Source organism: Streptomyces sp. NPDC015171, from assembly GCF_043079545.1.
GTDB lineage: Bacteria > Actinomycetota > Actinomycetes > Streptomycetales > Streptomycetaceae > Streptomyces.
In genome coordinates, this window is record NZ_JBIBUO010000020.1 from 1 (window position 1) to 25,391 (window position 25,391).

Annotated in this window: 23 protein-coding genes and 4 pseudogenes; 7 read left to right on the forward strand and 20 right to left on the reverse strand. The window is 67.4% G+C overall.

All coding sequences use genetic code 11. The features are described 5' to 3' along the window. Nucleotides 1-220: 220 nt before the first annotated feature. The 3 genes from ACF073_RS35340 to ACF073_RS35350 form a co-directional block, all read right to left on the reverse strand. Nucleotides 221-388: a hypothetical protein gene (locus ACF073_RS35340; protein ID WP_392075577.1), complete on the reverse strand. Its 168-nt coding sequence runs from the start codon at nucleotides 386-388 to the stop codon at nucleotides 221-223. 91 nt (nucleotides 389-479) lie between these two features. Then, entirely contained in the window at nucleotides 480-773 is a 294-nt protein-coding gene (locus ACF073_RS35345; protein WP_392075578.1) for a hypothetical protein, read from the reverse strand. Between the two features lie 61 nt (nucleotides 774-834). Next, complete coding sequence (locus tag ACF073_RS35350; protein WP_392075579.1) at nucleotides 835-1,029, reverse strand: hypothetical protein; 195 nt, start codon at nucleotides 1,027-1,029, stop codon at nucleotides 835-837. A 293-nt stretch (nucleotides 1,030-1,322) separates the two neighbouring features. On the opposite strand from ACF073_RS35350, the gene ACF073_RS35355 reads away from it, so the two are divergent. Further along, on the forward strand, nucleotides 1,323-3,863 hold the full coding sequence (locus tag ACF073_RS35355) for a Helicase associated domain protein (RefSeq protein WP_392075580.1): 2,541 nt from the start codon (nucleotides 1,323-1,325) through the stop codon (nucleotides 3,861-3,863). 83 nt (nucleotides 3,864-3,946) lie between these two features. On the opposite strand, the gene ACF073_RS35360 is transcribed toward ACF073_RS35355, so the two are convergent. The 6 genes and pseudogenes from ACF073_RS35360 to ACF073_RS35385 all read right to left on the reverse strand — a co-directional run bounded on the left by ACF073_RS35360 (nucleotide 3,947) and on the right by ACF073_RS35385 (nucleotide 8,843). Then, on the reverse strand, nucleotides 3,947-4,885 hold the full coding sequence (locus ACF073_RS35360; protein WP_392075581.1) for an abortive infection family protein: 939 nt from the start codon (nucleotides 4,883-4,885) through the stop codon (nucleotides 3,947-3,949). Between the two features lie 31 nt (nucleotides 4,886-4,916). Continuing rightward, complete coding sequence (locus tag ACF073_RS35365) at nucleotides 4,917-5,843, reverse strand: abortive infection family protein (protein ID WP_392075582.1); 927 nt, start codon at nucleotides 5,841-5,843, stop codon at nucleotides 4,917-4,919. Nucleotides 5,844-6,252: 409 nt separating this feature from the next. Then, nucleotides 6,253-7,131 (reverse strand): hypothetical protein, encoded by an 879-nt coding sequence (locus ACF073_RS35370; protein WP_392075583.1) that lies wholly within the window; start codon nucleotides 7,129-7,131, stop codon nucleotides 6,253-6,255. Nucleotides 7,132-7,298: 167 nt separating this feature from the next. After that, nucleotides 7,299-7,697: a transposase gene (locus tag ACF073_RS35375; RefSeq protein WP_392075584.1), complete on the reverse strand. Its 399-nt coding sequence runs from the start codon at nucleotides 7,695-7,697 to the stop codon at nucleotides 7,299-7,301. Nucleotides 7,698-7,830: 133 nt separating this feature from the next. Continuing rightward, nucleotides 7,831-8,118 (reverse strand): annotated as a pseudogene (locus ACF073_RS35380) (winged helix-turn-helix domain-containing protein); the annotation flags it as partial. Further along, nucleotides 8,043-8,843: an MFS transporter gene (locus ACF073_RS35385; RefSeq protein WP_392075585.1), complete on the reverse strand. Its 801-nt coding sequence runs from the start codon at nucleotides 8,841-8,843 to the stop codon at nucleotides 8,043-8,045. The pseudogene ACF073_RS35380 and the gene ACF073_RS35385, both read right to left, overlap by 76 nt. A 38-nt stretch (nucleotides 8,844-8,881) precedes the next feature. Here ACF073_RS35385 and ACF073_RS35390 point away from each other — a divergent pair, with 38 nt between their 5' ends. Beyond that, a complete protein-coding gene (locus ACF073_RS35390; RefSeq protein WP_392075586.1) occupies nucleotides 8,882-9,478 on the forward strand; it encodes a CGNR zinc finger domain-containing protein in 597 nt (198 codons plus the stop codon). Between the two features lie 289 nt (nucleotides 9,479-9,767). Here ACF073_RS35390 and ACF073_RS35395 read toward each other — a convergent pair. The 9 genes and pseudogenes from ACF073_RS35395 to ACF073_RS35435 form a co-directional block, all read right to left on the reverse strand. After that, nucleotides 9,768-10,028 (reverse strand): annotated as a pseudogene (locus tag ACF073_RS35395) (aldo/keto reductase); the annotation flags it as partial. 462 nt (nucleotides 10,029-10,490) lie between these two features. Beyond that, a pseudogene (locus ACF073_RS35400) lies at nucleotides 10,491-10,922 on the reverse strand (transposase); the annotation flags it as partial. A gap of 164 nt (nucleotides 10,923-11,086) precedes the next feature. After that, nucleotides 11,087-11,763 (reverse strand): annotated as a pseudogene (locus ACF073_RS35405) (IS5 family transposase); the annotation flags it as partial. Nucleotides 11,764-11,809: 46 nt separating this feature from the next. Beyond that, a complete protein-coding gene (locus ACF073_RS35410; protein ID WP_392075587.1) occupies nucleotides 11,810-12,064 on the reverse strand; it encodes a DUF6332 family protein in 255 nt (84 codons plus the stop codon). 120 nt (nucleotides 12,065-12,184) lie between these two features. Next, entirely contained in the window at nucleotides 12,185-13,087 is a 903-nt protein-coding gene (locus ACF073_RS35415) for a hypothetical protein (protein ID WP_392075588.1), read from the reverse strand. Nucleotides 13,088-13,178: 91 nt separating this feature from the next. Further along, nucleotides 13,179-14,297: a S1 family peptidase gene (locus ACF073_RS35420; RefSeq protein WP_392075589.1), complete on the reverse strand. Its 1,119-nt coding sequence runs from the start codon at nucleotides 14,295-14,297 to the stop codon at nucleotides 13,179-13,181. A 274-nt stretch (nucleotides 14,298-14,571) separates the two neighbouring features. Next, nucleotides 14,572-15,390 carry a hypothetical protein gene (locus ACF073_RS35425; protein WP_392075590.1) on the reverse strand — a complete coding sequence of 273 codons (819 nt, stop codon included), beginning with the start codon at nucleotides 15,388-15,390 and terminating at the stop codon, nucleotides 14,572-14,574. A gap of 272 nt (nucleotides 15,391-15,662) precedes the next feature. Further along, nucleotides 15,663-16,067: a hypothetical protein gene (locus ACF073_RS35430; RefSeq protein ID WP_392075591.1), complete on the reverse strand. Its 405-nt coding sequence runs from the start codon at nucleotides 16,065-16,067 to the stop codon at nucleotides 15,663-15,665. 243 nt (nucleotides 16,068-16,310) lie between these two features. Continuing rightward, nucleotides 16,311-17,534: a hypothetical protein gene (locus ACF073_RS35435; RefSeq protein ID WP_392075593.1), complete on the reverse strand. Its 1,224-nt coding sequence runs from the start codon at nucleotides 17,532-17,534 to the stop codon at nucleotides 16,311-16,313. Nucleotides 17,535-17,738: 204 nt separating this feature from the next. On the opposite strand from ACF073_RS35435, the gene ACF073_RS35440 reads away from it, so the two are divergent. Continuing rightward, nucleotides 17,739-18,335, forward strand: a complete 597-nt coding sequence (locus ACF073_RS35440; RefSeq protein WP_392075594.1) for a hypothetical protein — start codon at nucleotides 17,739-17,741, stop codon at nucleotides 18,333-18,335. 1,016 nt (nucleotides 18,336-19,351) lie between these two features. On the opposite strand, the gene ACF073_RS35445 is transcribed toward ACF073_RS35440, so the two are convergent. Then, nucleotides 19,352-20,158 carry a hypothetical protein gene (locus ACF073_RS35445; protein ID WP_392075595.1) on the reverse strand — a complete coding sequence of 269 codons (807 nt, stop codon included), beginning with the start codon at nucleotides 20,156-20,158 and terminating at the stop codon, nucleotides 19,352-19,354. Nucleotides 20,159-20,819: 661 nt separating this feature from the next. On the opposite strand from ACF073_RS35445, the gene ACF073_RS35450 reads away from it, so the two are divergent. The 3 genes from ACF073_RS35450 (at nucleotide 20,820) to ACF073_RS35460 (ending at nucleotide 23,481) form a co-directional block, all read left to right on the forward strand. Beyond that, nucleotides 20,820-21,437: a DUF6000 family protein gene (locus ACF073_RS35450; RefSeq protein ID WP_392075597.1), complete on the forward strand. Its 618-nt coding sequence runs from the start codon at nucleotides 20,820-20,822 to the stop codon at nucleotides 21,435-21,437. Between the two features lie 516 nt (nucleotides 21,438-21,953). After that, nucleotides 21,954-22,499, forward strand: a complete 546-nt coding sequence (locus ACF073_RS35455) for an RNA polymerase sigma factor (RefSeq protein WP_392075598.1) — start codon at nucleotides 21,954-21,956, stop codon at nucleotides 22,497-22,499. Continuing rightward, the gene (locus ACF073_RS35460; RefSeq protein WP_392075599.1) at nucleotides 22,492-23,481 is read left to right on the forward strand and encodes a CU044_5270 family protein; all 990 of its coding nucleotides are present in this window, start codon (nucleotides 22,492-22,494) and stop codon (nucleotides 23,479-23,481) included. Before ACF073_RS35455 ends, ACF073_RS35460 begins: the two co-directional genes overlap by 8 nt. A 547-nt stretch (nucleotides 23,482-24,028) precedes the next feature. On the opposite strand, the gene ACF073_RS35465 is transcribed toward ACF073_RS35460, so the two are convergent. After that, nucleotides 24,029-24,580: an AAA family ATPase gene (locus ACF073_RS35465; protein ID WP_392075600.1), complete on the reverse strand. Its 552-nt coding sequence runs from the start codon at nucleotides 24,578-24,580 to the stop codon at nucleotides 24,029-24,031. A gap of 401 nt (nucleotides 24,581-24,981) precedes the next feature. Here ACF073_RS35465 and ACF073_RS35470 point away from each other — a divergent pair, with 401 nt between their 5' ends. After that, entirely contained in the window at nucleotides 24,982-25,386 is a 405-nt protein-coding gene (locus tag ACF073_RS35470) for an ADP-ribosylglycohydrolase family protein (RefSeq protein WP_392075601.1), read from the forward strand. Nucleotides 25,387-25,391 lie beyond the last annotated feature (5 nt).

Sequence of the window (25,391 nt, forward strand, 5' to 3'; positions counted from 1 at the left end):
GGCCGGACGAACTCCCACTCGGCATCCGACAGTTCATGACGACGTATCACGCCACCATGATCCACCAGGCAAGATCATTTGAAGACACTGCCTAGTGGTCCTTCCGGCTGCGCCTGCAGGACCATGACGGCCCGCTGCCGCGGGCCTGGCTGGCTGCAGAAGGGGGTGGCGGGGGCTGTGGTCTCCGGTGACGGACTGTCACCGGAGACCGGTACGGGGGTCAGCGTCTGCGGGCCCAGCCGGAACCGATTCCGGCCACATGCAAGGCCAGAGCCGTCAACCCCAGCAACATGACGTTCGTCGAAGAAAACACATCGTTGGTACTGATATCAGCCGCGTTGATCAAAAACGCAAAGAAGAACAGCACCGCCGCGACTATGCCAAGCACGACAAGCTCCTCTCACAAGGGGGTGACACCCGTATGCCCGCCTATCGCTCCCGCAGACACCGGGACGCCCCAGGCCGTGCCCAGCGGTGAATCAGGCATGCGCGTGGTGCCGTCCGGCCGCCCGCCGCGGTGCGGCATGATGCGCAGGGACGGCCGAACCTGCGCCCTGAAGGCGCTGAAGCCACAGGGAAACCGTGAGCAGAAGACCGGTGAAGACGGCCAGGAGGAGAACGGAGACCCACATCTGCCGGCTCCCGGGAGACTGCCAGCCTGTCCAGACGGTCAATACCGCCCACATCAGGGCGCCCACAGCGTAGAAGGCGCGGACCCGGCCCAGCTGCCGCACGGCCCGCAGGGACATGATGCGATCAGTGATGGATGCCATGCCGGCCCGTGTACCCCGCTGCAGGCAGTTCAGCAGACCAGGTTTGCTTCTGCGGACTCGTTCACTTTTGCTCTTGCTGCTGGGTGCGCCCCTCGAAGTCGCGGCGCACTGCTGCGCCTTGGTCTTCTATCAGTCCTGCACCGTCGGGGAGGTCCAGGACGGCGCCGCAGTGGCCGCACAGTTTCCCGTCTTCGGCAGGCGTGCCGCAGGCCTTGCAGAACCGGTTGCCTTTGTTGTTCTCGGTCTTCGATGTCATGACTCTCCCTGGACGGGTGGACTGGTGATGGGTGCGGAGTACCCCGTGGCTTCCGTGTCGATCCTCAAGGAGGCCTGCTTCATATTGAAGCTGCGATAGACTCTGGACTTGAATGGCTCCAGAGCTGTGGGGTGTGCGGTCCGCTTGAGGGTGGTGCGCTGTCTCCCGTGCCGGGGCGTGGATCCGGCGTTACAGCGGGAAGGCTGTGGCTCAACTCCCGCTGTGTGCAGGCTGGTTGATTGAGTGCCGGTGTGGGAGAGCTGTCATCGGAGCGTGGGAGAGGATGGACCGAAATGGCTGTGAAGGCACTCCGTCCTCACCAGCGAGAAGCCGTGGACGCGGTACTCCGGGCACTCGAATCGCCTGCAAGATCTACCGTGCCCGAGCGGAGTCTGCGGACCCAGGTGGTCATGGCGACCGGATCAGGCAAGACCCTCGTCGCCGTGCGCAGCGCGGAGGAGCTCCGTGCAGGCCGTGTCCTGGTGCTCGTGCCCTCGCTTGACCTGCTGGCCCAGACCGAGGCCGCATGGCGTGAGGGCGGGCGCACGGGGCCGATGATCGGGGTGTCGTCCCTGCGGGGTGCGGAGGCGGACTTCCCGAACACCACGGACGTGGACGAGCTGATCGCCTGGATGCAACCGCTCGACAAGGTCACTGTGTTCGCCACGTACGCCTCGCTCGGGCTCGGCACCCTGGAACGCGCGCACGCCGCCGGCCTTCCGGGGTGGTCGCTGATCGTCGTGGACGAGGCGCACAGGGTTTCGGGCAGGATCGGAAAGCCGTGGGCGGTCGTCCACGACAACACCCGTATCCCCTCCCTGCGCCGGCTCTACATGACCGCCACCCCACGGCTGTGGCAGCCGGACGAGGACTCCGGGCCGGGCGTGCCGGGCGAACTGGTCGCGTCGATGGAGGACGACCCGGCTTCACCGTTCGGCACCAGGTGTTTCACCCTGACACTTTCGGAGGCCGTGGACAGGGGGATCTGTGCCCCCTACCAGGTGGTGTGCGTAGACATCACCGACACGCAACTCCAGGCCGCCATGCTGCTCGGTGCCGAGGGGCGGTCGGATCAGGTGCGCGGGGCCCGGCTCGCCGCGCTCCAGACCGCGCTGGTGAAGGCGGCCTCGGAGGAGGGCTTCCGCCGTACGCTCTCGTTCCACCACGTGGTCAAGGAAGCCGAGGCTTTCGCGGCCGGCCTTCCCGTCATCGCCGCGCAGCTGCATGACGCGGATCCGGAGCTGTACCCGCGTGCGGTCTGGGCGGACTGGCTGTGCGGCGACCACAAGCCCAATCACCGGCGGCGGGTTCTCGGGGAGTTCGCCGACGGGATCGCCACGGACGGCACCGTAGTGGAGAAGGGCTTCCTGAGCTCGGTGAAGGTTCTGGGCGAGGGGGTGGACACCCGAAATTGTGACTCCGTGTACTTCGCCGACGTCCGCGGCTCCATGCCCGACCTCGTCCAAGCCGTCGGCCGCGCCCTACGCATCCGCCCCGGTGAGGGAAAGATCGCCTCCCTGGTCGTCCCCGTTCTGCTCGGGCCCGGAGAGACAGCCGACAACATGCTCACCTCCCGCGCCTACGGCGGGCTCGCCAAGCTCCTGGAAGCCCTGCGTGCCCACGACGCCCGCGTCGTGGAAGCACTCGCCGAGCCACAGGCACAAAGCCGCGTCAGGGGCGTACAGACCCGCTCCGGCGGCGATGAGGGCGAAGGGGAGGCCAGCGACCGAAGCGACCGAAGCGACCGACTCTCGGTACCGGCCCGGGAACTGCTGAAGTTCAGCACGCCCCGTGACCCTGCCCAGCTGGCAACGTTCATCAACCTGCGGGTGCTCCACCCTGAGCATCAGCACTGGCGGCGCGGCATCGAAACCGCCACCCTCTACCAACGGCTCCACGGCGACCTGAAGGTGCCGTTCACCTACCGCGTCCCCGCCGCAGGCGACCAAGAGGCGGAAGCCGAAGGGTGGCCGACCACGCTCACCGGGTTCCCCCTCGGGCAATGGATCGCCGACAACCGGCGCTTCTACGCCCGCGGCGACATGGACACCGACCGCATCGCCCAGCTGGAGAAGCTCGGCATGATCTGGTCACACTACGACGTCGCATGGGAAGAAGGCCTCGCCGCCGCCCGTGGGTGGACGGCTGAGACGGGCCACCTCCTGGCCCCGACGGACGCCACCCACCAGGGATACCGCGTAGGGCTGTTTCTGAAGAACGCGCGAGCGGCCGCCCGGCGAGCGGCCGTGAACGAGCAGCGGCGAGCCGAAGGACTGCCCGTTCAATCCACGGCTGGCGCACTGCCGGAGGAACGGCGCGAGCAGTTGGAAGAGATCGACCCCTCGTGGTGCCCCGCCTGGCCCGTGGAATGGCAGCGATGCTTCCACCTCACGCGACAGCACCTGGAAGCCGGCGGGACGCTGCCAATGGAGCCGGGTGCCGTCGTGCACCAGGGCGAGGATCTGGGGCGGTGGGTCAAGGCCGTGCGCTTCGGCTGGGACAAGCTCACCGGCGTCCAGCAGTGGATGTGCGAACACATCCTCGCGATCGAGCCCGCAGCCGACGACGAGAAACCCAAGCCGCGCCGTTCGCAGGCCGACAAATGGGCCATGAACTATGAGGCCGCCCGGCAGTACTACGAGCGCGAAGGCCACCTCCGAGTACCACGCAAGCATCTCGAGACGCTTGTCGGCGACGACGGCAGGAACGGCGCAGGCCAGGGGCCACGGGAGATCAAGCTCGGGGCATGGATCGGCAACCAGCGCTCCCGGGCTGCGACGCTGACGCCAGAGCGGATGGAGCAGCTCACAAGGATCGGCATGCGCTGGTCCTGATGGTGGGCGTCGTCGTCACCGCGGCCGCCGCGCTCGCAGCCGGCTATCTGCTCGGACGGCGGCCGGAACTACTGGGCATGAGGTTATGGAGAAAGGGGTGGGAGTTTCCCTCGATCGACACGGTCCTGCCAGGTGTCGAGCACGAACTCCGTCACGGCCACCGTGCTGTTCAGCGCCAGCCGGGCATGGCGGGTCAGGGCCGGACTCGGTGCGGCACGCCCGTGGCCGAGTCCGAGCTGGTTGCGTAGCTCAGCCAGGCCCTGCACTGTCGTGGTGAGTGTGCGCAGGACCTTGACCACCGTGGCGCTGGCCTTGGCGTGGTCGGCCACGGCGTCGGCGTTCAGGCCCAGCAGCGTCGTGACGCGCTTGAACAACGGAGGCAGGTCTTCCCCCGGCGGGAACTCGATGCCTTGACGCTCCAAGATGATCTTGCACAGGCTCTCGACGAGTTCTTTGCACGAAGCGATCGCCGCGGCCGGGTCGCGTTCCAGACCGGCCCTGATGCGCTCCTGATGCTCGTGGAGTACACGGGGGTCGGTCAGGAGCGGTCGTGATTCGAACTTCCAGTCCGGCCGGGCGCCATGGAACGTCGCGCGCGACCCGCCCGCGTAGACCGGCAACCCGCTGATGTACTCGGCCGGGTAGAGCTCGAAGCCGTCGACCGCGAGAAGCTCGTTCAGCTTCCCCGCCAGACGCTGGACCTCTGCCGGGTCGCGCCGCACCACTGGGTGAAGCATCTCGGCAAGGAACCTGAGCAGCGGTTGCGGGGAGTCGCCGTTGAGGCCGAAGCGGTCGTCGGTGAAAACCCATTCCGGCGGCCAGTCGTCATTGCTCAAGCAGTGCTGGATGATGTCCTCCCTGGCCGTCAAGCGCCGGAAGCCATCGCCTTCGAGGGCATTCAGGTCGTACAGGCGCTCCAGGAACCTCACCTCGTCCAGAGCGCCCCACCACCAGACCTTCTCGACAACCAGAAGGTCGAGAAGGCGCTGGCGGGTGACCACGGTGAGCTGCTGCGGTGCCACGGAGCTACTCCTTCCTGTCAGGGTCGCCGGCTCACGCGGGCTCATGTGGAGGTTGTGGGGTGCCACCCGCGGGCAGGGTCGTCGCGGATGCCCTGCGCCAGGGGGCGTCGGGGTCGGCGAGGGTGTCGAGCATCAGCTCGCACCATGTGGCGGCCGTGCCAACGGCGAAGCGGGCATGCCGGGGCCCCAATCCGGTGGGTGCGGTCAGCCGCCCGTGGCCGGTTCCATACCGGTCGCGCAGTTCCGCGACGCCGATGGCAGCCGAAGTCAGGGCACCCAGGATCCGCTTGATGCTGTCGGCGTTGTCGGGGCTGCTGGCGTTGCGTGCCGGCGGTACAGCCGCGGGGTGGAGGTGAAGTGCCTGTTGCGCCTGTTTGATCAGGGCAGGCAGATCCTGGCGTTCGTCGACCGGAAGCTTCCGCTTGAGCATCACGAGCTTGGCGGTAGCCTCGATCAGCTGTTTGGCCGCGCCGATGGCGTCGTCGGGATAGTCGGCTCCGAACCTGCGGACCCGCTCCAGCTCGGCGTGGATGCCCGATGCCTCAGTCAGACCGTCGACGTGGACGGTCAGGCGGGCGACGCGTGCCGTGTGCAGGCGCAGCTCGTCGTCCAGGCGGCAGCCGTCCTGCGCGAAAGCCTCCCGCAGGTCCGCCACCGTTTCGGCAGGCAGGCCGTTTCCCTCGAACTTCCGGTTGTCACGGTCGAGACGGCGCAGCATGCTCTCGAACACCCGCAGGGCCCGGGTCACGTGGTCTTCGTCAGTCCAGTCAACGGATGAGGCGTAGGAGTCGAAGAGCTGTTTACGGACGCCGCCCTCGCCGGGAGTAGCGTCAGGGTTTTGCGCGAAGTGTTCGTTCTCCCAGTACTCGCCGATCGCCCCTGCCACGAGATCGCTCATCAGTGCCCGGACGGCGTTTCGGGCGGTCCGGGAGAGAAGTTCACGATCAGGGGTGGTCATATAGGCAGATTACGGGGCCGGCGAATGAAGCACCCCCGCATTTTCTCCTTTCACCGAAGCCCGGCTGAAGGGCGGGAGCGGCCCGGGCGGTGCTGCGTCCAGTCCCAACGTGCCCCGGGTGCGAACCGGGATCCGGCTGCGGGCGCGGTCCCATCCGTGCGTGTACATGGTTGCGGTCTTCCCAGTCCTCGACGAGCTTCGGCAGCGCATTCGGGTGACGCTCCGGGTCTCCGTATCACTGAGCGCACCGTGTGAAGCTGCTGAAAGTGCATCAATAGAGAAGCCGCCCGCGCAGTACCGGGGGAATCAGCGGGAGATCAGAGTGACGGTTAGTTGGATCGTGTCATGGGCCGCTACTGAGCTTGAATGCGTGATGTCGGCCAGTCGTCCATGATCAAACCGGTTGTGGTCATCCCGCCTGAGATCGAGCCGGTGCGGTCCGTAGACGGGTGACCTGGGCGCGGTTGCGGGCGCGCGAGGCCCGACGCTCCCCGGCCTCGACGAGCACCGCGGCTCTGGCTTCCTCTCCGGCATCGAACGCCGCCGGAGTGAAGCGGTCGCTGGCTCTGACGTGCCGTTCCCAGTCGTCCTGCCAGAACTCCACCGTCCAGCCCGGCCACAAGTCTGGTATCTGGTAAGCCTGTGGCGCGGAGTAGAGGGACCACCAGCCCAGATGACGGCGTTCCGGGTCGAGGTGGATGCCGGAGTTAACGTGCAGGCGGCAGACTCCGTGCCCGGGGGTGTCTGCCAGGCGGTCGAGCAGGGCGGCGCCCTCGCGGACAGGGTGGTCGAAGGCGTCTGAGGCGACGTGGCAGCGGCCGGTGCTGACCGTGATCACCACACCGCCTGGGTCGGGCCCGACCAAGTCCTCGTCGTCGGGGGCGAGGAGCGGGGCCAAGGAGGGTTCCGAATCGCGGCAGCGGACGTATTCCGGGTCCAGCCCGACGTACTCACGCAGTTCGGCCGAGCCGTCGTATAGCCAGCGGACCTCCCAGCCGGGCCACGCTGCTCGGATCAGCTCGAGCATGGCCGCGCGGTGGCGGAGCTCAGTACTGGGCCCTTCCCAGGCGAAGAACAGGAGCACCTTCCGACCGAGGTCGAGCAGTATCCCGCCCTGGGCCATGGTGTCATCCAACCACCAGCCGTCTTGGCGGAGTCCGGGAAGCATGGCGAGAACCGGCGTCGGCCCTTCCAGCAGGTCGAGGTCGATTCCGACCGCCCAGCCGGTCCGGTACAGCTCATGTGTCCCGTTCTCGCGGACCACGATGATGTTGGCTCTGTCTCCCATTGGGCCAGGATGACCGGGCGGGAGGCTATCGGCCATCCGGTTTCGGCGGCTTCGGGGCTCCGGTGTCCAGAAAGTGAAGGCGTGCCGACAGGGTGGGGGTGTGGTCATGCCCCCCAGGAGCGGTGTAGCGATCATGTTCCGACGGCCATGCGGTGGGCAGTGCTGACTCAGTCGTCCATTCTCAGACCGGTGCTGGTCAAGCAGCCGTCGACCAGGTCCGGACGGTACTGGATCTGCTTGAGCCTGCGCTTGACGGCGCGAGTGATCTGGCCGAGGTCGGCTGCGGCGAGGTTGCCGATGTCGCGCTTGATCAGCGACCAGATGCCCTCTTGCGGGTTCAGGTGCGGTGAGTAACTCGGAAGTTGGAAGACGGTGAGCCAGTCCGCGTGGTCGGCGATGAATCGACGCATCGCCTCGACCAGATGCATGCGCAGGTTGTCCCAAACCAGCACGATCGGGCCGCCGAGCTGGATGTGCGCTCTGACCAGCAGATCGCGCAGGTCGCGCCAACCGATGCCCTTCGGTTCGCCTTTGCGGCCCCGGTACTCGCGGACCGAGTAGAACATCCTGGACCGCTCCCCTGCTTGTAGCAGGTCAGCCCGGCTATGGACACCCGGCCCGAGCCCCGGCCACGGACCCGGAGCCGGACCACCGGCGTTGAGCCCTTGCGTCCCCAGCTCCTCGCGCGCGGCGTCGTCGTCGACTGTCCGGCTTCGTCCTCGAAAACGATCCAGCCGTCATACGCCGCCGCGGTGCTCTTACCCGCGGCCAGGTCTCCTTCGTCCAGACCTCGACCGCCGCGTCGTCACGCTCGATCGCCCGCCGGGCGGGCTGCTGCCAGGACCAGCCGTACCGCTTCAACAGCAGCCACGTGCCCTCCACCATGTAGCTCACGTGGAACAGCCGGCCAATCAGCGTCCTGATCCGTGCAAGTGTCCACCGCTGATCGGCCCAGCCGTGGACCAGCGGCCCGCGGTCCAGCTCCCGCGTTCGCCCAGGAGCGGGATGCACGCCGTCAGCATGCCCTGGGCGACGCAGGAGACGATGGAAGTGAGGGTCGCCCGAGCCAGAGGCGGCCTTCCGACGATGATCCGCATCCCGGCAACGAGGTCGCTGATCACCGAGGTCGTCCGAGCGCCCCGCGCCCGACCAGGAGGGGCAGGCAGCAACCATGCGGCGGGCAGTGCCAAGGCGATGAGCACCACGGAGACCACCACGGCCGAAGGGGCTCCCAACGCCTCCGCCACGCCGCCGGCGAGAGCAGGACCAGCCAGACTCGCCACGCTGAACGTCATGGCGTCGAACGCGTTCGCCCGCTGAAGGCGGTCGCCGAGCACCACACGGGGCAGCTGGGCCGTCCAGCCGCCCGACAGGGCAGGCCCCGGCAGCCCCGTCACCACGGCGATCACCATGGTGACAGCGAACGGCAACCGGCCGAGTCCCACGAGAATCACACCCAGCCCCGCCGCATACATGACGAGGGCCCCGGCCAGCAGGCGTCCCGGCCGTCCGGCTCTGTCGAGGAGCGCCCCGAGCACCGGCCCGCCTACGGCGGCAGAGATCGTAATGCCCGCAAGCAGCGACGACGCTTCGACGGTCGATCCGGCCAGGGCAAATCCTGCCAGCATCAGCGCCGGTCCTGACATCTCGTCTCCGGCACGAGCTGCCACTGCTCCGGCGAGATACAAGCGGAGTGAGTAACGCCTTCTCATCACCAAGACGTTACGGAAGTAACTCAAAACTCAGCAAGATGCGTTACATTCCACAGGTGCTCTCCCACAGCGACGACTGGTCCACCCGGCACTCCGTGCTGACCACGGCTCGACGGACCGCCGCACTGCTCAACGCTCTCGCTGACGACCGCCCCGATCCGGCCGGAGTTGCCGACGTGCTCCGCGACTACGGCGAGACTGACCCCATCGACCTCACCACTCGTGATGTCGCCGGGATGCGCGCAGCCGCCGCACTGCTGCGGCAAGTCTTCGCCGCCGAGCACGCCGACGGCGCCGCAGCCACCCTCAACCGCCTCCTGCAGGAGCACACGGGACCGCTCCGCCTGACCTCGCACGGCGGCAGCACCCCCTGGCATCCCCACCTCGACCACGACGATAACGCTCCCTGGGACGAGTGGCTCCTCGCCTCCTCCTGCATGGCCCTGACCGTCCTCGTCTGGGACCGCCAACGCCCGCCCGGCAGGATCTGCGCCTCACCCAGCTGCCACACCGTCTTCATCACCCAGGGCAGCGGCCCCGAACGCCGCTACTGCTCCCGCCGATGCGCGACCCGCGAACGAGTCGCAGCCCACCGACGCTCCCACTCCATCGAACAACCAAACGAAATCAAGTAGGCACCCAGCGCCCCACCCGGCATCGCTCAACGAGCTGCTCGTCGACACAGCATCGGGTTGGAAAACACCTACCAACGATCTCCCACGGGCGACCTCGCGTATTCGGCTGTCGCGCATTTCTCTCCGCATGAGGTTCCCTGGTGACCGTCTGTGGTCGTGCCGACCAGTTGGCAGCAGAGGGAGGGGCTGTCACCGCAGCTGTACCGGCCCGGGCAGGCGTTGAGCGCGGCAGCCCCCGGTCTGAGTCTGGGACGCGCGGCTGTACCGCTCCAGCTGCTTGACGCGGATGTCATGCAGCGGGCGGAGGCGCGACAGCTGGCGGGTTGAGGCGGGCGAAGCCTTCCTGTCGCTGGTAAGGGAGGTACGGGTAGGGCGCTGTCCTGCCGCTCGCCGCATCGAGTTTCGCCATCTGCTCGGGCGTGAGAGTCCAGCCGACGGCACCGAGGTTCTGGCGAAGCCGGTTCTCGTCGCGGGCGCCGATGATGACGGAGGAGACGGTCGGTCGCTGCAGCGCCCAGTTGATGGCGATCTGCGGAATGCTTTTGCCGGTGCGCAACCTCGAACGCAGCCCCGGTCGTAACCTCGTGGTCCTGGTCGGCCGAGGCGGCCGGTCGCGCGGCCCGTACGGGCTTGCAGGGTGCGGGCCGGCTGGCGCAGCTCGCAGGCGCCGCCGGAGCCGACGGGACGGTCTGCCAGTCGGGGTGCCACCACAGTCGTACGGACTGGAGCAGCAGGCGGTGGCACAGGTCGGGGGCGGGGGGCGGTTCGCGCTGCATGACGTGGCGATGATGAGCCAGGTCCACAGGTCGGCGGTGTCTGCGTGACAGATCTTCGGGGCGGTCCATCCGAGCGTCTGCTTCATCAGCCTGAATGTGTGCTCCAGGTCGAAGCGGCGGAGGAACGACTACCACCGGCGGTCGATATCCGTCGGCGTGGCGCTGGCGGACCGAGGAGCACAGCCAGACGGGTTTCGGGTCGCGATCGCCCGGCAGACGCTCGTCCTTCGGACGCATCAATGTGCCGTGCAGGATGAGTAGTTCCTCGTCCACGTGCTCCAGCCAGGGGCCAGTGTGGGTGAGTCTGGGATGCATCCGGTCCCAGGCCGTCGGCTCGGCGGTGCCATAGCGGGTGGTATCCGTGAAGGTGGTGACGTCGGGCTGGTGCCATGTGTCGGGCTTGGCGAGGGTGAGGCGCCGCCGTGCCTGCGGGGCCGGCCGCCTTCCGGCCCGGAGCGGGTGGGACCGGCGTCGCGGAGCATGACGCGGTCCGAGCGCAGACGTCCGACCAGCACAACTGGCAGGTCCGCCAGGGCGTGGGAGAGATAGGCGACCTCGTAGCCGCTGTCCATGACGATCAGGATCTCGGGGTCGCCCGGCCGCCAGTGCCCGGCCATTGTCAACCGGTCGACCATATAGCGGAGTTTGCGGGCACATCGACGGGCAGACTCATGGGCAGCGGCCGTCCTTCAGCTTCGTGCTCGACGCCCCGAAGCATCAAGGACGGCCCTATCCCGTATGTCGCTGATCGATACAATTCAGCAGATCGGGTGACCTGCGACGTTGCGCGTCAAGCTTGGCCACGCGACCCGCTTGCGGCTGACAAGCCATCTCATTTGGTGAGTCGGCGGTAGCTGATGAGAATACAGGCGAGGTTGGTGAAGGCGAGGAAGTGCTCGGCTTTGCGTTCGTAGCGGCGGTGGAGTCGGCGGCAGCCGGCGAGCCAGGCCATGGTCCGTTCGACGGTCCAGCGGTGTCGCCCGATTCGTCGTGAGGTCTCGACGCCCTTGCGGGCAATGTGGTGCTGGATGCCTCGCTACGACAGCCATTGCCGCAGGTGGCGGTAGTCGTAGCCCTTGTCGGCGTGGCGCTTGCCGGGCTTGCGCCGAGGGGGTCCACGACGGGACCGGATCGGGGGTATGCCCTTCACCAGCGGTATCAGGGCCTGGCTGTCGTGGACGTTGGCGCCGGAAATGCCGACGGGCAGGGGCAGACCTGTCCGCTCGGTGATCACATGGATCTTCGAGCTGTACTTGCCCCGGTCGACAGGATTCGGACCTGTCAGGTCCCCCTTTTCAGGGCTCGCATGTTCACCGAGTCGATCGCGCACCGCGACCAGTCCAGGTCGCCGCGGGCACCGAGTTCGTCGAGGACCAGGCGGTGGAGCTTGGCCCACACACGGGCCTTCGTCCATTCGGCGAACCGGCGGTGGGCCGTCGCGCCGGACGGGCCGAAAGAGGCTGTCGGCAGCTGCTGCCACGTGCAGCCCGAGATCGCCACGAACACGACAATCCCCACGCTGAGAGGCTACCGACCATAGAGGAAAGGCCCGTGGTCAGCGCCCCATGCGGCGCTGCTTGTCGAACCGAAGCAACGCCCCTAAAAGACGCCACACCCCGGCCACCGCTCCGAGAAAAGCGCCTGCCGCCAACACGCGTCTCTCTGCCGAACCAGGGAGGTCAAGGGCCAGGGCAAGAGTCCAGGCGACCGCGAAAACCAACCCAGCCAGCACGACGGCAGTCACCAGGGCGAAGACGATCTCCACCGTCATTGCGTCCTTCTCCCATCGCGACTCACGCCCCATGCCCATGGGGCAAGTCTCTCATCGCAGTCAACTCACCCCGCCAGCTCTGACCGCTGACTCACACGGGCAGCTCGACCACCAATTGAGATGACTTCAAAAGGGCCTCGCCGAGGGACCGGGCACTGCTCAAGTCCAGCTCGGCGAGGGCCCGTGTGATGGCTTGTACGGAATCGGCCGGCCGGTGTGCGCGTCGAGTAGAACGCGGTCGCCCAGGGGGCGCGCCAGCTTCACAGTCACGCGTCGCAACCTCGCCCGCTTGGTGCAGTTGCCGCTGTCGTTCTTCCCGTGATTGACGGAGCCTGAGAGCACCACGCTGCCACGTGTTTCCAGCACAGCCACCGAAGGGCCATCATCGCAGGCACCGTGAAGGGCAACCACGGTCACCGAACGCCCGTCTGCGGCAATGTCGACCAGTTGGTCGAGCGGATAGCCCGGGACGCCGTGTGCCCGCTCAATCGGGGGCCGGGGCAGTGGCGACGGGATGACGGCGGCCTGCTTGAGAGCCGAGGCATACCCGTCGAGGGTGAACAGCCAGGCTGGGACGGCCGCCGGCCCCCGGCTGGTGGCCACACTCATCTGACCCAGCTTCGTCCCAGTGACAATCAGGTGCGGCTTTCCGCCGGTGCGGCCGTGCGCCAGGGTCTTGTACGACTCAATTGCCCCCACCAGCGGCCGTGTGAGCGATCCGCCCCCGGCCCAAGTCACCCGGCCGTCCTTCGGTCGGGTATCGGGCAACGTGCCCCGCAGAACGAAGTTGTGGTCTTGATAGGCCCGCTTGTCGGCCTGGCTCCGCAGGCCGCCACGCGGCAGCTGGACCACCTCACCCATGGGGTGGTAGCCAGCTCGCCACGCGGCGGCAGCGGTTGATCCGTCCCAGGCGCTCGCGACCTTGCGGGCACGGTGCGCCAGCGTCTCCGTATCGCTGCCAGCACCCTTCTGGCTGCCGCAACCGGAGACGGCCCCTAAGCCGGCGGCGGACAAGGCCGCCGCGGCGAGCAGGCTCAGTGAGCGCGATGCCCTCATGAGCATATGGACCTCCGAAAAGATGGCAACGGCGGGCTGTCCCGTCTTTGAGACGGCGCAGGGCCAGGGCAGGTTCCCCGGTTGTGGCGGCCCGCTGTCAGTAGACGTGGAGACCGCGGTCGTTCAGCACTCTCTGCACCGGCGTGAAATAGTTCCGGTAGCTGCCGGTGGAGGAGGAGTTGCACACCGACTCGTCGGTGCCGCCGGAGAGAAGGCCCAGTGCTGTTTTCCCGTGGAGCGCGGGTCCGCCGCTGTCGCCAGGCAAAGCGCAGACGTTCGCCTCGTACATGCCGTAAAGGGTCTTGCCTTCTATGTGGACGGTCGTACTCGTCTTGGTGATGTTGCCCGTCATGTCCTTACTGGAGTCTCCGAGGCGGTCTATCTCTTCGTCTTCCATCGCGTAGCGGGAGTTCGTGATCTGACGGTAGTCGCCAGTCGCGTAGCGGACCATCCCGAGGGGATTGATGTCGGGTCCATCCGCCTTGACGGTGGCCCAGTCGCAGCCGAGAGTCTCGCCGTCACAGTGGCCCCCGGTGCCGGTTCCGAAGTTGTACGCGGTCTGGGTGCCGATCCTGGTGTTGTTCCAGGCGGTGTACCAAACGCTTCCGGTACCCGGCACGCAGTGGCCAGCGGTGAGCATGTACTTCGTCCCCGACGAGTTCACGACATTGAAGCCGGCGGTGCACCGCCAACCCTCGGAGGTAATGCCATTGCCACCTCGGAGGTCGGTGGCCTTGAAGGTGAGCTTGCCCCTGATTCGATCGATGCGAATCGCTCCCGGGTGAGCCGCCGCGACCTTCTCGATGCGGGCCCGGTGGGCGGCGGACACCCCGTCGAAGATCTCGACGTTCACCTGGTTGGTTCTGGCCTCGATCCCCCATGCCGTATTGGGTATGTTCCCCAGCTTGTTGAGCTTGCCGTGGATGGACGCAAGTTCGGCCGCACTGTGAGTCACCAGCTTCGGGACCCCGCCGGCATCCCGGACGGTCTGCGCAGCGTCCTGGTCGGTAACCGCGACTACTGGACGCCCTTTCTCTAAGTACACGCCGCCCGTTCGGTCGTCGCCGAGCTTGTGCGCCAGCGCCGCCGCATGGATGGGGTCAGTGAGTGGTGTGGGGTTGTTCGCAGCGGATGCTCGCGGTGAGACGAGACCGAAGGCTGCAAGCGCAGCAGCCGTTGTAGCGATGCAGAGTGCGGGTTTGCGGGTGGCAGGCATGCGAGGATTTCCCTCCCTGGTCTAAGTTTTCGGATCTGGCACGGGCAATCTCGGACAGTGGGTACGGCACGCTCCCGGTCGAGGGGCTCGGCCGGATCGCCCTAGTCGCCGGCTCGCCGTACCGGGCTCAGGGATGTAGCGCCGGTTCGTGCGACGGACAGCGCACAGGCTAAATTGCGTGGTGCATGTGGAACGCCCCTCTGGCAGCGCCGTTGCGAAGTTGCTGTCGGCGTGCCTGAATCAGCAAGCGCAGGAGTCACAGTAGGCACACAGTTCACGATTCTTGCACCGCACGGAGAATGGTTGGCCAAAAGCGCGACGCACAGCGGAACCATCGAGCACAATGGAGAATGCGGCGGGTGATCTGCAATTTTTCTGAGCTCAACCTGTGAAAGTGGAGCTGAATCGCACCTTCCGTCAGGCAAGCGATAGGCAAGATCTGATCGCTGGCTGCAATGCCCTGTCCTCGTATAGCTACGATGAAAGGACATGCAGCGCTGCTCGACCGCAGCTTCACACGACGGAACCGGCACCCATCCCTTTGCGCCGTCTCCTGGCCCGCCATGGGCGGCTTCCGGCCAGAGGAGGGCACGGCCTCGTCCCCACCCGACTCAACCTTCTGCACACCAGTCGGTGAAACCGGGCAAGAATGGGGAATTGGTGCGGCTCCGTGCTCCGGGTCTGTCGACTCCGGACATCTCCCCGTCGCTCGTGCCTGCCCCCACGGGATGTAGCCGAGGTTCAAGTGCTTGAGTCCGGACAGGCACTGCACCTGGTCCACCAGGCGGCTGGTGAACAGTCTCCTTGCAGACGTCTCGCCGTACCGGTCGATGTGGGCGAACACCAGCTGCGGGTATTTCAGCGAGCGGACCCGCCAATCGCGGATCCGCTCGCCATTCAGGTTATCGAGGACAAGCTCCTGCTCCCGGTCGATGTCGTCAACGGCCGGGGCGGGCGCGACGACCGGACGCGGTGCTGGCACGACGACCGGCGGCACGGGCGCGGCCGGGGCAGCGGCCTGCGGCTTCGGCTTCGGCTTCGGCTTCGGCTTCGGCTTCGGCTTCGGCTTCGGCTTCGGCTTCGGCTTCGGCACCAGCCTGCACTGCCGGCTGCCGGGCGCGGACCTGCTCCCTCTCGGCCTCGCGAGCCCACGTCCTGGTGGTCACGTCCTGGTGCGGCCGCTGCGCGGTGGCCGCCCGGCGCTCGGCTCGGTGGCCAGCGACACCACGACGGGGACGAGGGCTCCGACGAGTGTGGCGGGCCCAGCGGCCTGCGACGCACGGAAGGAAATTCGCGTGTCACAGGTGACGGTCGGCCAGTCGGCGCCCGCCCGCGTCGGTGACGATGAGGTTGCACGCGACGCCGTCACCGTCCCACCAGATCGCGAACTTGTTCGGCAAGGTGGCGGGAGGCACTGGTGGCATCGGTGGTGGAGTATGTGGTGGACAGCTCGACGTCGTACTCACTGGTCCCGAGGTGTACGAGGGTGACCCGCTCGACGTGGCGCGCGGTGTCGGCAGCGCCGTTGTCCGCGGCCCAGTCCCGGAAGCGGCCACGCAGGTCAGGGGCGTTTTCGCGACGGGTGACAGGGCCGTCCGGAGGACGGGGAGCGCCGCTGCCGACGCCCTGCTTGCAACCCATTACCCGCGCGCCGCGGTCCTGGGCCACCAGCGCCGACGGCCTTGCCGTCAGTGAGCGGCGTACGCAGCCGCCGTTCACCTCACGGACGGCACTTCCCTTGCCGCCTTCGTGGAAGAGGCGCTTTCCCACTGTGTATCCCGCCTCAAAGACTGCCGCATAGGCAGGAGCGGATGAAGATGCGGAGCCGGTAGTGGATGGTACGGCCGACGAGGACACCGACGGGTGTGCGGAGGGGGATGCCGAATCGGACGGGCCGGAGCATGCGGCCATGACCAGGCCCAGTCTTACCGCCAGGACGGGTATCACGACCGCCCGTACGGGCCGGCCGAGTTTGGTACGAGCGCAGCGCCGGGTCATGCCATGTTCAAGTCGTCACGCTTCGTCAGCCCACACCGGAGTGCCGTTGTCCTGCACGTGCAGCGTAGGCGAGTGCTCGCGATACCCCCACTGTGCTGTGCCATCGGGTACCACCCAGACCTTTGCCTGGAATGCTTGAGCCGACGTCAACGAAGCGGTGCACGCGTCTAGCGGGCTGGTCCTCGTCGCCTTGGCGGGGATGGTGACTTTCACCGCCGTTCCCCACGGGTCGGGGCATGTCTGCTCCACTGCGGCCTGGACGTAGGCGAGCTTCGCCTTCACTGTGACTGGCTTGCCCGAGGTGTTCGTAAACTGAACTAGGAAAGACATCGCCCTGTCCTTGGTGACGAGTGTGCATGGCGTCCACGACACCGCGCCCGCACTCCGGGCCTTTCCACACCGGTGGTTGCCCTCCATGCCGCCGGGCTCGGTTGAGGCGGCCGGCCCCGGCTTGGCCAGGTGAACCCCCGTCGCGCTCGGCGACGCAGACCCGTTCGGCTTCTGACCGGCCGAGGACGACTCTCCACCACCCGGCCGCACGATCAGCGCGATCGCACCGACCACCCCTATGGCCGCGGCCGCTCCTGCCCAGACCCGTTCGTTCTTCCAGGTACGCCTCCCAGCCGTGTGCTCGGCGCCTGCGACCGGTCCGGCCGTCCTGGCCGATTCAACGGGTTCGGCCTGACCGGCGCCCCCGTCCGCTTCGGCAGGTTCGACGGCCCCGTCCGCTTCGGCAGGTTCGACGGCCCCGTCCGGCTCGGCGGGTTCGGCAGGTTCAGCGGGCTTTGCGAGCGCGTGCGGCTCGGACGACTCGACAGGTTCACCAGTCTGGCCGGTGACGCTCGCCAGGACCCGGTTCCGCCAGCCCGGCCCTTCTGCTTCCCGAAGGCTGCGCGCCAGGTCGGCGATCTCCCGGCCGATCCTCGGAAGCTGATGGGCGTTCTGAGGAGCCTTCTCCTTCAGCGCCCGGGCGATGGCTTCACAGTCCTCGACGCTGGGCAGCCGATTGTGCTTGATACCGGGCTGCAGTTGGTCGCGCCCCTTCAGCCAGTACGACAGCAGCGGCTCGTCGATCTTCTTACGGGACTGCCAGGCCGGTGTCTGCCGTTCCTTCTCCAGTGCGGCCACCAGAGTCGTGCGCTTCGGCTTCCCCTTCTCGGTCGGCTCTCCCACGCACGCCGCCCACGCGTCCAGAGCCTGCACCAGGCGATGCGCCAGATCCTCTAGCTGCTCCCCCATCAACGGCTCCCCTCCGAGGGACTTCCCATTGCGGTGCAACGGAGAAGCAGCAGGTTACGGAGCTGCAAGTTGCGCTGCAAATCCCCGCCCCTCTTGCACTGGTGATCTCCCCGGCCGACTCCGGGAGATTCGGTTCCGGCGGCGCGGAACGGCCGGCCGCCGCCCCGGTCACCGGGGCCTGACAAGAACAGGAGAACCATCACCATGGGCAAGATCAGAAGCGCCTTCGCGGCGGCTGCGGCCGCGGCCGTGCTCGCCACGGGGACCGTCACCACGCTGACCGCCCCGGCCGAGGCCGCCGCAGGCGGCCGGGTGTGCCTCGTGCTGGCGCCCAACTCCGTCGACCTGGACGGTCCCAAGGGTCGTCTCCGCCCGCTCGGGCACATCGGCTGGGCGCTCCGTAACAGCAGCAAGACCTGGACCTACGGCGCCACCGAGGGCGACACCGGCCAGCCCAAGGTCACCTTCATCCAGAACGGCTCCTGGAACCGGATGCTCCACAACTTCAAGACCCGCCGCACCGGCAACCAGGCCTATGTGAAGTACAGGTGCCTGAACACGCCCTCCGCCAACGTGGCCAAGGCGCAGAGGGCGGCCAGCACGAGCGCGAAGAACGGCTACAACCTGGCCCGCAACAACTGCCTGACCAAAAGCGTGGACATTTTCCACGCCTACAGTCCCTGGTTGAACAACAGCCGGCACCTGCCCGACCCCAAGCCCTACGGCATCTCCCTGACCCCGAACCACTACTACAACGACCTGCTGCCCAAGGCTGGGTGGGGCGGCACCGTCAACCTGTGACCCCGCCGCCTACTGGCCATCCAAACGCCCAAGACATCGAAAAGAGGACTCACCATGTGGAACAAGTGCCAGCGCTGCAAGGGCAACGGAAAGTGCACTACCTGTGACGGCTCCGGCTACCGGGGAGTGTGGAAGTGTGACAGCTGCCGGGGCAGTGGCGACTGCAAGGCGTGCGACGGCCGCGGCTGAGCTGATCCCCTGGAGCGCCACTGCACAACCTGAACGAAGGGCTCCGCGCCGGTCGACCCGGCGGGGAGCCCTTCCCTATGTCGGTGGCATACGTCGCCGACGTCGGGACATCGGAGCCACGGTCATCGCTGTCAGTCCTCCGCTCCGTCTCCGTCCTCGTCGTCGTCCAGCCCGAGGCGTCGGGGTCACACAGCGGACACAGCGTGACCCCGACCGGGACAGAACAAGCGCACCATCGAGCTTCTGCCTTCAGGTGGGACCTTGGTGATCGTTGACGGCTCCGCTAGCGTTCGAAGACCTGCCAGCACCGGCATCTTCCGCAAGTCCACATGCCGCGCCGAACACCGGGCGAGATCAGGTCCCAACTGCCGCTTCGGGACACCAGGCACGACAGACGAACCGTCATGCCGGGACTGTCTGCGTCAGCAAACCGTCAAATCGCCACATTCGAGCGCGGCCGAGGCTTGCCCAGCGGTGATGTCGCACTCGCGTTCCGACACTGGGCTCTGCGGGCCGGCCGTCCCCGTAACCTTCGGTCCCGGGGACGACGAGAACTACGAGCCGCACTGGACCCCGTCGACGCCCGCATCCTCTGTAGAACAGTCAATGACCCGTTCGCTCCACAGCACCTGCCGTGGTGGCAACGGCGCACCGAATCTGAAGTGGCCGGGCCGGACGATGCCCACGGATCGGGCTCGGGCCAATCCGTCCTCTTGGCATGCCGCGAGGTAGTCGGCCCAGCTGTCCTGTGCGAAGCCGGCCCCGGGTGTGAGCGTTGCTGGCGGAGACGCCGAACAGGTCGCTGACGACAATGGGCGGCAGCTCGCTCACCGTTCGAGCATGGCCGTGTTGCGGACGGCGAGGACGGGGGGGCCGTGCTGCTTCATCTCGGGTGATCTGTTGCTCGATCGGGTGGGCGAGTTTGGGGGCAGCAGGACGGGGTTTCGGTCGAATGTGAAGCAGGCGCCGTCCTCTTCGCGATCGAACCGCTCGGTGGTCAGCTCGACGACGCGGGTGATGGGCAGGGCGTAGAGCCGGACCAGGGCACCGACGATGCGTACTTCGACTGGCAGCGTGTCGTTGTTGAGGCAACGGCGGAGCTGTTCGCCGTGCTCGTCCTCGGTGAGGAAGTTCGCGGGCAGGCTGTGGTGCTTGGGAGGGACGGGGAGCTTCGCGGTGAGGCGGCGCGCGACCTTCCAGCGGATGAAGGAGGAGAGGCTCCGGCGCCGGGCGGGATGGGCGGTGAGCCAGAGGTCGAGGTCCTCCTGAGCGACGGTGGCGAGGGCAGGCTGGTGGTCATCGAGCCAGGTGAGGAACTCGATGGCGACGCGGACGTCGATACGGTCGGCGGACGCGGAGCCGGCTGCGTAGCGGCCTCGCTCCGCGCGGCGCCGCGCATCGTGAACGACGTGCCACTCGGCGACTGGGCGGATGATCCGGGCTTGGTGCGTCGGAAGTTGTCCCAGCACGCTGTCGAGCCAGAGTTCCAGCCGGGCGAAGTACTCCTGCCGACGGGGCAGGACGCCGGTGGCAACCAGGACCGCGCGGACGTAGCGGGTGACCGCGTCCTGCGGCACCGAGACCAGGACCTCGTGGGTGATCTCGTCCTGACGGGTGGCGAATTGGGGCAACATCTTCGCGCCGGAGTTCTCCCGTCGCAGCCAGTCGAGGATCGATCAGGCGTTCTCCACCGCGATGAGGGCTTCGGCGAGCGGGAGAAGTCGTGGGGCGATCGTGCCGCCTTCGACGCTGAGGAGGTCGTGAACCTGATCGGTGAGGACACAGCGGGTGCAGTTGCTGTTGGCGTAGATGTCGTCGGGGATGCCGCATCGGCGACAGGCAGAGTCGATGTCCGGCCGGCCGGCGCAAGGCCCACAGAGGCCATGGCCGTCCGGGGTGCTGCCGACCAGGACGCGGGGTGGTGCCGCACTGCGAGCGTGTTTCGGGGTTGCACTTGCACCGCTGGTGCAGGTGCCGCAGAGGGTTCCGAGCGGCCAGATCGCCTCGACCTGTCTGGTCGCGCCGCAGTCGTCACAACGACGCGACGGTCGAGGCCGGCAGGAGCGGCAGTGGAAAGCCCATCCCTGCTGGCTGCCCCGGGCCCCGTGGCGGCGCCGGCCGCAGACGACACACTCGCCGATGGGGCCGCGGTAGTAGCGGTCGCAGGTGTCGGGCCGGGTATCGGTGACACGGACCGTGATCCTGCGAGTCTGGCCGCGGAGCCTGCAGGGCCGGCTTGGCCGCTCATAGCAATGGTGACAAAGTGCTCCGTCATCGCAAGGCAAGATTGGCCGTGTGATACGCCATCCCCAAGACGATGCCGAATTGCTGGCCCTGGTGCGCCGCTATGTCACGCCCGAGCGGCGCTACATGAAGCTCGGAGGCAGCTTGCTACGCATGCAAAGTCCTGAGTACGACCGATTCACGCGAGATCTCCGTGAGGACGCGGGACTCATCACCGCAGATGAGATCGCCAAGCTTCTTGAGGGCGGCTGGCGCGAACGCAGAACTGCGGCTTGGCTCGCAGCCATCTCCCGCCGGACCGAGTTCCGTGAGCGCCTCGGGGAACTCCTGCTGGCTAGCGAGGTCTGCTGTGCAGGGCTGGCCTACTGCGTGACCCTAGCCAGCTTCGGAACGGCGCGCGACGCTGATCTGCTCGCCGCCTATCTTGATCGCTACCTCCGTCGCCCTGACCTCGGATACGACCAAACCGTCGTCATGGGCGCTCTCCAGTTCATCGACCTGAACCTTGGACGTGGTCAAGCCGACCGCTTCCGGGAACCGGGTGGTCTGTGGCAGCAGTGGCTCCAGGATGCACCTCACATGCAGGGCGGCTCGGACCCCGCCCCCTTCTACTTGAGTCTTATTCGTCAGCTTTGCGCGTTCGTCGACGAGTGCGCCGAGGCGCTATGACCGACCCATCTCGTGGTGGTCTCAGGTTCTGCCGTTGCGCGGACCGATTGGCCTTGTGCACCGAGAGCTTCGGCCAGTTGTTTCGTGGCGAAGCAACGGGCGCACGACTGCTCGCGGAAGATCCTGTCGCTTGTGCCGCAGCGCTGGCACGCGTAGGTGAGATCGACTCCGGCGCAGGGTCCGCAGATGCCGGCCCCTGATTCGGTGGACCCGGTGAGTGGACGTCGCTCTTCGCACTGAACGCAGGCACCGGGGCGTACGCGCACTGCCGCGCAGCAGTGTTTGCAGACGGGCCCATCGGTCAGTAGGCGTGGACAGGACGGTCGTGGAGAGAGCGTGCGCATGGGCCCGTAGGGCGGGGACAGCAACTCTGGCAGAACGGCTTGCCCGCCACCCTGCGCGCGCAGGTCCGGAGCCGGCCGCAGGAGGAGCAGGCGACCGGCTGAGCGTGAAACCTCTTTCGACCCACCCTGTAAGGATGGCTGCGTGCCGGACACATACGCAGCTGGAGGGGATGTGAACACATCAAGTGAACAGCGTTTCACGGAGCTGTACCGCGCACACCACGCGGCCGTGGACGCGTATGTACGCCGGCGTCTGGACAGCTCGCATGCGGTCGACGACGTCGTGGCGGAGGTTTTCACGACCGCCTGGCGGCGGTTGGAGGAAGTACCGCGTGGGGCGGTCCTGCCGTGGCTGTACGCGACGGCACGTCGTCTGATGGCCAACGCGCGGCGAGCCGATCAAAGGCGGGTGAACCTGGCCGATGCCGCCGCTGGGCACGGCAGGCATTACGCCGAAGACCCGGCCGACGGGGTGACAGGGAGCATGGCGGTCGCCGCCGCCTTCGACGCGCTGCGCGAAGAGGACAGGGAGGTACTCCGGCTCGCTCTGTGGGAGGAGTTGCCGGCCCGCCGGGCGGCGAAGGTTCTCGGCTGTACGACGGCCGCCTTCCATGTCCGGCTGCACCGAGCCCGAACTCGCCTGCGCCGGCACCTCACCGCCACCAGCACCAGCCCGGCGCAGCCGGCTCTGACGCCCCTCGGGAGTGCCGATGCATGACATCGACCAGGCCCTGCGCTCGATGAACCCGGTCCGCACCGGGAAGCCGGCAAGCCAGTCCCAGCTCGACCAGATCGTCGCGGACATGCAACACACCGCCGACGCGCGCCGGCCCACGGCGCGGCGACGCTGGGGGTGGGCGGTCACGGCGGCCGCGGTCACCGCCGGGGTGATCGGGTACGTCGTGGACCCGTTCGGTGTCGCCGCTCAGCCGGCCATGGCGGTCACTCCCGCCCCACTGCATCTGCAGCAGACAGATCAGCCGGCCGCCGACATGCTGGAAGCGATCGCCGACCGCGTCTCCGGCCAGGCCGACGACCGGCCCGCCACGTGGAAGACCGAACACTTCGTACGCGACGGGTGGAGTCTGTCGACCCTCATCGACAACATGCAGGTCACCTCCGCGGTCATTCCAGAGCACCGCGAGACGTGGGAGAAGTCCGACGGCTCCTCTCACTGGAAAGTGACGTCACTGCCGCCCCAGTTCAGGAACGTCCACCAGCGCGAGGTGTGGCAGAAGGCCGGATCATTGGGCGAGGAACCGGTTCACTACAGCGGCACGAGCAGCCCTGACTCTGTCGGTGCGAGTGAGCCGCCCGCCACGGTCGAGGGCATGCGCAAGTGGCTCGCCAACGGCCAGCACATGGGCCCCGGGCTTCTCTACGAGGTGCTGCCGGAACGCTTCCAGGACCACGTCTTCTCGCCCCCGCAACGGGCCGCCGTCCTGCGGGTCCTGGCCTCGGAACGCGGCGTCGTCTATACGGGAACGGTGAAGGACCGAGCCGGCCGCAGCGGTGAGGCGTTCTCTCTGACGGGCCGGTTCGGCGGACTGCCCAACAAGCGCACGCTCATCTTCGATCCGGCCAACGGCGACCTCCTCGCCTACGAGGAGCAACTCCTCGGCGACCCCGGCGAGCTCAAAGTACGGCCCTATTCCGTGATCGCGTACAGCACCTTCCTCACCGCCGAACGCCTGCAGTGACGAACAGGGCCGGGTCTGAGGGCACATCCCCCGTACCCGGCCCTTCAGGCCGCGGACCCGCAACTACCGCGATGTGCACACCGGCGTGTGCGAGCGGAGTCGCGCCGGTCTGGTCGGCAAGCTGATCAGCAAATTGCCGGAGCAGCTGCGCCGCGAGGCGTTGCGCGAGATGGGTCCGCAAGCGTGCGGGCCAGTCCCCTGGTCATACGCGCACCTGTCGATCCGTTGCGGAAGGTTCAACCACTGCATCCTGGACGAGAGCGACTGCGCCGACGCGAAGTGCCTGGAAGGCGCCATCCTGTCTCCAGGACACCATGTACCCCCACCGATAGTTGCCATTTTGCACGCTGCTGCAGCTGCAACAACAGCATCCCCCCTGCCCCGCACACCTACCGATCTGGCGAGCCGGGCACACCTCGCCGAGTCGCCTTCGAATGCTTCTGCCGCTCTCGGCCAACCGCAGCGGAGAACGGCGGACTTCGCGAACGGGCCGCCGATCGGTCAGCAGTCCCCCCCGGGCCGCATTCTCGCCGCTCAGGAGATGAGATCAGGCCCCGGACGGGCCACCGGCTCGAACCCGAGCCAGTACCTGATCGGCCAATTCCTGCGGCGTCAGCTCGCCGTCCAGGAACACGGTGTCACTGGGCAGGATGTCGGCCGCGGCCATGCACTGTTCGATCCTGTCCTTGCACCAGCGCCGGACCCGCTCGTCCTGCTCGGGGATATCCGGGGTGAGTCTCCGGCCGTCGATCCGCTTCTCCAGGGTTTCTCGGGGGACCTTGAGGAAGAAGTGGTGAACGTCGATGCCTCTGCCAGTCAGCGCGCTGAAGATCTCACCGGCGTACCCGCGATCGACCAGGGTCATGGGGACCAGAACAGGACGGTGGTACTCCTCGACCAGGCCCACCGCCAAGCTGGCGACTTCCCGCCGCCATAGCCTGAGGTCCTGAAAATCACCGGTCGGCACCTCAACGATCTCCCGCAGGACATAGCCGACCATCTCGGGGTCATAGACGAGCGCCTCGGGCCAGCGCGGACGCAGCTCGTCCACCAGCGTGGTCTTCCCGCTGCCGAAAGCACCGTTCACCCAGACTAGCAATGTGGTTCTCCCCGCCCCCGTTGCTCTATCCCTGCCCCCCGCCGGCCCAACGCGTCGGATCAGCATGCCGCGCAGGCTTGGCCGGCGCCAGCTCCACTCCCCCACCATGCCCGAAAGGTCGCCAGGTGGGGCTGAATCCCACTGTCAGGGGTGCAGGTCTCATTGCCGTAGACGGCACGGGCTGCGCGGCTGTCGGTGCGGCACAGATTGCCCGCGCGGATGAGGTGGATTGAGCGGGTCGCCGGCGCGGTCGTCGGCTCGGTGGTGGGTGACGCGCTGGGCGGCTCTTTCGAGTTCGATCCCCCGGGAGCTTTCTCTGAACGGCTGCCCGCACCTGATGCCGGTGGTGAGATGTGCGGAGGCGGCGGCTGGGACCCCGGCGAGGCACTGACGAGACGCAGATGTCCGTCCTGGTCGCGGAGTCGCTGCTGAAGCGGGGAGGGCATCTTCGCCCGCTTCCAGCGGTGGGCGGCATCGGCCCGCAGACCGAGGACGTCCTGACCAATGGGATGCCTCGGGACCGCGCCGCCGTGTTCCATTTCCAGGTCAGCCAACGAGCAGCGGCAAACTGCTCCTCGATGCGGGCCTCGGCCTCCGCGGTCCGCTTCTCGGCCGCCGACCGGGAAGCCGCCATGGACGCGGCCCACCGCATCGCCGCCCTCACCCACGGTGACCGTACGGCCGGGGGCACCGCCGGACCCGGCCGCTCCACGTCCCCCTCCCAGGCTTCGACGGACGGGTGCCGCACTGGGCAGATCTGCTCTGCCTCGCACAGCGCCTCGGAGGCTGAACCGCCCGGTCAGTAGACTCG